The following is a 6,000-nucleotide window of genomic DNA, read 5'->3' as shown; positions in this document are numbered from 1 at the left end:
GGCGACACCGGTGCGCCGGGAGAGGAAACCGAGGATCGTCTCGCCCGGCACCCGTTCGGGTTCCTGCGCGAGATAGCCGATTGTGGCGTCGGGCGGGCTGAGGACCACCGAGCCGGTGACATCGGCGTCACCGACCCCTGCGAGGGTCGTGAGCAGCGTCGATTTCCCGGCGCCGTTGGCCCCCACGAGGCCGATCACGTCGCCGGGTGCGACGGTGAGATCGAGTCCGTCGAACAGGACACGTTCCCCGCGGGAGGCCGACAGGCCGTCGATACGAAGTGTTGCGCTCACGCTCCGAGTATCCCGGTCGAGGTGGACCCGGGTTCGGGCGCGGGTCCTCCGTGCCACGGAACCACCCGTCAACTCCGGCACTCCGCGGGGGCGACCTCCTCGTCCACCGGGGCGACCTCCTCCTCGTCCACCGGGACGAGATCGAGCGGATTGGCGATCTCGTCGCGCGGCGTCCGGGCCGCGACGATCACGATCACGGCCGCGACGGCCGGCACGATCCCCGCCACCGCGAAGGTCGGCGCGAGCCCGACCGTGAGGGCCAGCGGCCCGGCCACGGCCATCGACAGCGGCATGAACACGATCGAGACGAAGAAATCGAGACTCGACACCCGGCCCAGCAGGTGCGCGGGTACCCGCCGCTGCAGCAGGGTGCCCCACACGACGGATCCGGCATTGAAGAGGGCGCCGACGACGAACACCGCCACGACCATGATCGGTACAGACCCGGAGACGCCGATGACGACGAGGGGGATGCAGCCCAGCCCCCACATCAGGAGCGGCACGGTGAGATAGCGCCTCGGCAGCCGCAGCGACGCCACGAGCATCGACCCGACGGCCCCACCGACACCGAAACCGGCCATCACCATCGCGTGCTGCGACGGCCCGCCCCCGGTCGCCTCGCGGATCGCGAACGGGATCAGCACCTCGATCGGTCCGAGCACGCAGAAGACCACGACGGACCCGAACAGGAGCGTTCCGAGCAACCACGGCGTGCGCACGGTGAACCGCACACCCTCCGCGAGATCGTCGAGCACGGAACGGAATCCGCTCGACCCTCCGGTCCGCGTGTCGTCGCAGCGGACCACGGTCGGGTGCATCGCGAGGATGCACAGCGCCCCGACCACCTCGAGGAGCGCGACGGTGCACATGGCGACGGCGGGGGACGAGGCCGTGACGACGGCGCTCGCCGCCGCCGGACCGGCCGCCTGCACGAGCGTCGGCCGGAGCACACCCTCGACACCGTTGGCGGCTAGCAGGTCCTGCGGCGGGACGATGGACGGCAACAGTGCCGAATAGGCCGGGAACTGGACGCCGTTGGCGAGCCCGAGTGCGAAACCCACGACGGTGAGATGCCAGAAGGCGATCGATCCGTTCACGGCGAGCGCAGCCGTCACCGCAACCAGCACCGCCCGGGCGATGTACGTCGCGAGGAGCAGGGTGCGCTGCGGGATCCGATCGGCGAGCACACCCCCGAGAAGTGCGACGAGGAGCATGCCCACGGCAGGCCCCACTGCGACCGAGGACAGTTCGGCCGGGCCGCCACCCATCTCGACGACCTGCCACACCACCGCGATGAGCCAGGTGCCCACGGACAGCAGTCCCGCGGCGAGCGCCAGGATCAGCAGGCGGTACTGCGGATGAGCGAACGGCCGCACGGGTCCGCGCGCCAGGCGCGGACGCCGGTGCGTCGGTGATGCGGTGTGGTTGCTCATCGCGTTCCCCCGGTCGTCGGACGGTCCGATGAGATCTTGCGACCTCGAGGCGACTCGAGGTCAAGTGTCTTCGCCCCTCGGGCGACTGCTCAACCGATTTTTCCGTGAGCGTCGCCGTCAGCGTGCGGGTCCGGCTTCGAGAACGATGTCGGCGAAACGCCTTTCGCCGTTCTCGGTGGTCCACCCGATCGACACGACGTCGCCGGGACGGTGACGGAGCAGGCGTTCCTCGAGTTCCCCGGTCGACGAGACGCGCTCCCCGTCGAACGACACCACGACGTCGCCGGCGTCGAGACCGGCGTGATAGGCGGGACTGTCGTAGGACACCCACAGCACCTCGGCCCCGAGATCCTGCCCGTCCTTGCGGGCGGTGGTGACGCTCGCGCCCAGCCGGGGCGTCGGGCCCACGTGCACCGACCCTTCGCTCACTCCCGTCCGCACCTGCTCGACGACGGTGATCGCCTCGGTGATGGGCACGGCGTACGCCTCGGGGGTCGTATCGGGCGAGGTGTCGATGTTCCGCTGCACCGCACCCGCGGTGTTGATCCCCACGACCGTTCCGTACTCGTCGACGAGCGGCCCGCCGGAATCACCCGGCCGGATCGGGGCATCGGTGCGGATCATCCCGGTGAGGCGGTGACGTGAACCGTCCGTGGCGTCGCGCACCACCACATTGCGGTCGAACTCGACGATGGTGCCGGGGGTCGCCACGACGACCCCACCGCCCTGGGAGTTGCCGAAGGCCGTGACCCGGCTGCCCACCGGCGGCAGGTCCTCGGCGATCGTGGCGGCCGGGAGGTCGCTCGCGGTGCCGAGTCGCAGGACGGCGAGATCGCGTTCGCGGTCGTAGCCGAGGACCTCCGCGTCGTAGATCAGGCCGTCCGCGCCGCTGACCGCGCTGATGTCGGTGGCTCCGCTCACCACATGATGGTTCGTGACGACCGTGCCGTCGGGGGTGATCACGATCCCGGTGCCCGTCATGCCCGTCCATCCCGCGCTCGCGTCGATCGTCACGACGACCGGCAGGGTACGCGCGGTGAGTTCGTCGGCGGTCAGCGGTGTCGGGGGAGGAACGACCGGCGCCGGCGGTGGGGGAGGGAGCGCGACGTCGACCAGGGCCGGTGCCGATGCGACGAGGCTGGCGGTGGTCGCGAGCGCGACCAGCAGCACCGATCCGCCCCGCCTGCTCACTGCTGCGGCACCTCGCCGGTGAGATGGTCGAGCAGTTCCCGCGCCGCGGCGCGACCGGCGCGGTTCGCTCCGATCGTGGACGCCGACGGGCCGTAGCCGACGAGGTGGATGCGCGGATCCTTCGCGATGCGGGTCGCGAGCCGGCCGTCCATCGTGATGCCGCCACCGGCGTTGCGCAACGACAGCGGCGCGAGATGGTCGAGGGAACTCCGGAATCCGGTGCACCACAGGATGACATCGACGTCGAGTGTCCGGCCGTCGCTCCATCGGACACCGGTCTCGGTGATCTCGGAGAACATCGGGGACCGCTCCAGCGCGCCGCGTTCGCGCGCGGCCCGCAGCGCCGGGGTGAGCGGGAGCCCGGTGACGGAGACGACCGATCCGGGTGGCAGTCCGCGTCGTACCCGATCCTCCACGAGAGCGACGGCGGCGTGACCGCGCTCGGCCGTGAAAGGTTCCTCGCTCCAGGCAGGTTCGCGTCGCGTCACCCAGGTGGTCTCGGTGACGCGGGAGATCTCGTCGAGGAGCTGGACCGCGGAGATGCCGCCACCGACGACGAGCACGTGCTGCCCGGTGAACTCCTCGGCCGTTCGGTAGTCCTTGGTGTGCAGCTGCCGTCCGGTGAACCGCGCGGCGCCGGGATACCACGGGACGAAGGGGCGCTCCCAGGTGCCGGTCGCGTTGATGATGCCGCGTGCCGCGTAGACGGCCGATTCGGTCTCGACCCGCAGTCGCTCGCCGCGGTCGCACACGACCCGCACGGTGGTGGGGCGGTGGACGGGAAGGTCGAACTCCTTCTCGTAGGCGGCGTAGTACTGCGGTACCGCAGAGGCTGCCGGAACCTCGCCCGCGGAGGTGTCGACGACGTCCGCGAACGCGAGGCCGGGCAGGTCGTGGACGCCGTTGACGGTGCTCAGTGTCAGTGACGGCCAGCGGTCCTGCCATGCGCCACCGGGGCCGAACGAGCGGTCGAGGACGACGAATCCGGTCTCGGGTGCGACTCCGAAGCGGGTGAGGAAGTAGGCGGTCGACAGGCCGGCCTGCCCGGCGCCGATCACGACGATGTCGACCGGCGTCGCATCGGCGGTCTGTACCTCGGCCGCATCGAGTGCCTCGTCGGCGAGCATCGCGAGCCTCCCTCTCGGATCGTTGTCCTTCATCATGCCGCGATCGCGGCCGGTGCGCGGAGGGAACGCTGTCCGCAGCCGTAGAAATGTGATATCACTTTAATATCGCTATGACTCTGGGAGGTAGGAACATGGATGTCGTGCAATCGCCCGTGACCGTCGAGCGGCCGGGCGCCTCGTCCAACGGCTGGTCGGTACTGATCGCCGCTCTGGTCGCAATCGCCGTCGGCGCCGGTCTGATCGGCTGGGGAGCAGTGGATGTCACCGTTCCGCTGATCGTCGCCGGCGCCGTCATCGTGGTGCTCGCCCTCGTGCCACTCGCCGGACTCGTCCTCGTCGAACCGAACGAGGCCCGTGTCCTCCAGCTCCTCGGCAGCTCGTACACCGGCACCCTGCGCGAACCCGGTCTGCGCTGGATGAACCCGCTCAACACCCGCCGCAAGATCTCCACCCGCATCCGCAACCACGAGACGGGCAGAGCCAAGGTCAACGATGCCGACGGCAACCCCATCGAGATCTCGGCGGTCATCGTGTGGCAGGTCGAGGACACCGCGCGCGCCGTCTTCGACGTCGACGACTTCGAGGAGTTCGTCGCCGTGCAGACCGAGGCCGCGGTCCGCCACATCGCCGGTTCGTACCCGTACGACGCTGCGCCGGAAGTGATGTCGCTGCGTCAGAACGCCGACGAGATCACCACCAAGCTCTCGGCCGAGGTCCACGACCGCGTGCAGTCCGCCGGTATCCGCGTCATCGAGACCCGCATCAACCAGCTCGCCTACGCACCCGAGATCGCCCAGGCGATGCTGCGACGTCAGCAGGCCGGCGCTGTCATCGCCGCCCGCGAGCAGATCGTCAAAGGTGCCGTCTCGATGGTCGGCACCGCCCTGGCCCGCCTCGAGGCCGAGCACACCGTCGAACTCGACGAGGAACGCAAGGCCGCGATGGTCTCGAATCTCCTCGTCGTGTTGTGTGGAGACCAGAGTGCTCAGCCCGTCCTCAACACGGGATCGCTGTACCAGTAGGGATCATGCGGCATGGCCGAACGTAAAAAGGTGCTGCTGCGCCTCGACCCGGCAGTCCACGACGCGCTCGCGCGGTGGGCTGCCGACGAGTTGCGCAGCACCAACGCCCAGATCGAGTTCCTGCTCCGGCGGGCCCTCACCGAGGCCGGCCGGATGCCGCGCGAGGTGGGGCGCATACGCGGACCGGGCCGTCCGCGTGCCGATGCCGACGACGAGGAGTGAGCAGACATGGCCGGCACGGCACGACGGGGAGGCGCCACCGACGAGACGGGTCGCTACGCGGTGCTCTATCCCGCGCTCGCCGAGGCGGCCCACCGCGTAGGCGCGACCGCGATCGGTCTGATCGACGTGGGACGCCCCGCGTCGCTGAACCTGTGCGTCGACCGCGTGGGCATCACCTACAGCGATGGGGTGTTCCTGGGCGACCCGGATTCTCCTGTTCAGGAGAGCTGTTCGATCGTCCACGGCGGGGCGGTTCCCGACCGGACGATGCCTCCGGTGGTCGCGCGCGTCGCCGTGACACGGCACCGCCCCGACGTCGAGGACGCCCTGCTCGCCGAGGACCCACCCGTCCGGTTCTGCGGCGACGTCGTGGAACTGCTGCCCGAGGCGATCGCGGCGGTACCCGAGGATGCCCTGGTCGTCGTGACGACGACCTGGGCTCTGGCACGTCTGCCGATCCCGCGGCGCCCGTCGTTCGTCGACCGCCTTCGCGAGGCGGCCACGGGACGAACGGTCGCGTGGGTGTCGGCCGAGGGTGTAGGTGTCGCGCCGTCGGTCCCGACGCTCGGTGATCGTCCGGCCTCCGGCCACAGCATCGTCGGCATCGCGTTGTACGAGGGCGCCGAGCATCGGGTGGACGCGGTGGCGCGCTGCTGGTCGCGAGGCCGAATTCTCGACTGGTTCCACTGATCTCGATTCCACTGTTTCGGTGGT

General features: G+C 70.0%; 7 protein-coding genes. 3 read left to right on the top strand and 4 right to left on the bottom strand.

The annotated features are described in order from the left end of the window. The 4 genes from ACLBYD_RS20740 to ACLBYD_RS20725 form a co-directional block, all read right to left on the bottom strand. The coding region (locus ACLBYD_RS20740; RefSeq protein ID WP_447817915.1) for an ATP-binding cassette domain-containing protein at positions 1-291 on the bottom strand (291 nt) is incomplete at its 3' end. Between the two features lie 68 nt (positions 292-359). Next, positions 360-1,724 carry an MFS transporter gene (locus tag ACLBYD_RS20735; protein WP_447817914.1) on the bottom strand — a complete coding sequence of 455 codons (1,365 nt, stop codon included), beginning with the start codon at positions 1,722-1,724 and terminating at the stop codon, positions 360-362. Positions 1,725-1,841: 117 nt separating this feature from the next. Further along, positions 1,842-2,915: a S1C family serine protease gene (locus ACLBYD_RS20730; RefSeq protein ID WP_447817913.1), complete on the bottom strand. Its 1,074-nt coding sequence runs from the start codon at positions 2,913-2,915 to the stop codon at positions 1,842-1,844. After that, a complete protein-coding gene (locus ACLBYD_RS20725; RefSeq protein ID WP_447817944.1) occupies positions 2,912-4,042 on the bottom strand; it encodes an NAD(P)-binding domain-containing protein in 1,131 nt (376 codons plus the stop codon). The genes ACLBYD_RS20730 and ACLBYD_RS20725 overlap by 4 nt, the downstream gene beginning before the upstream one ends. Before the next feature lie 131 nt (positions 4,043-4,173). Here ACLBYD_RS20725 and ACLBYD_RS20720 point away from each other — a divergent pair, with 131 nt between their 5' ends. The 3 genes from ACLBYD_RS20720 to ACLBYD_RS20710 are packed head-to-tail and all read left to right on the top strand — an operon-like array spanning position 4,174 to position 5,976. Then, complete coding sequence (locus tag ACLBYD_RS20720; RefSeq protein WP_006551625.1) at positions 4,174-5,064, top strand: SPFH domain-containing protein; 891 nt, start codon at positions 4,174-4,176, stop codon at positions 5,062-5,064. 12 nt (positions 5,065-5,076) lie between these two features. Then, positions 5,077-5,286, top strand: coding sequence for a hypothetical protein (locus ACLBYD_RS20715; protein WP_060652022.1), 210 nt, complete (start codon positions 5,077-5,079; stop codon positions 5,284-5,286). A gap of 6 nt (positions 5,287-5,292) precedes the next feature. Beyond that, positions 5,293-5,976 carry a DUF2332 family protein gene (locus tag ACLBYD_RS20710; protein WP_447817912.1) on the top strand — a complete coding sequence of 228 codons (684 nt, stop codon included), beginning with the start codon at positions 5,293-5,295 and terminating at the stop codon, positions 5,974-5,976. Positions 5,977-6,000: the final 24 nt, after the last annotated feature.

The sequence above is a fragment of the Rhodococcus sp. C26F genome (assembly GCF_053345925.1).
Note: the sequence above shows the minus strand (reverse complement) of the source record. Positions and strands in the feature narration are given on the sequence as shown.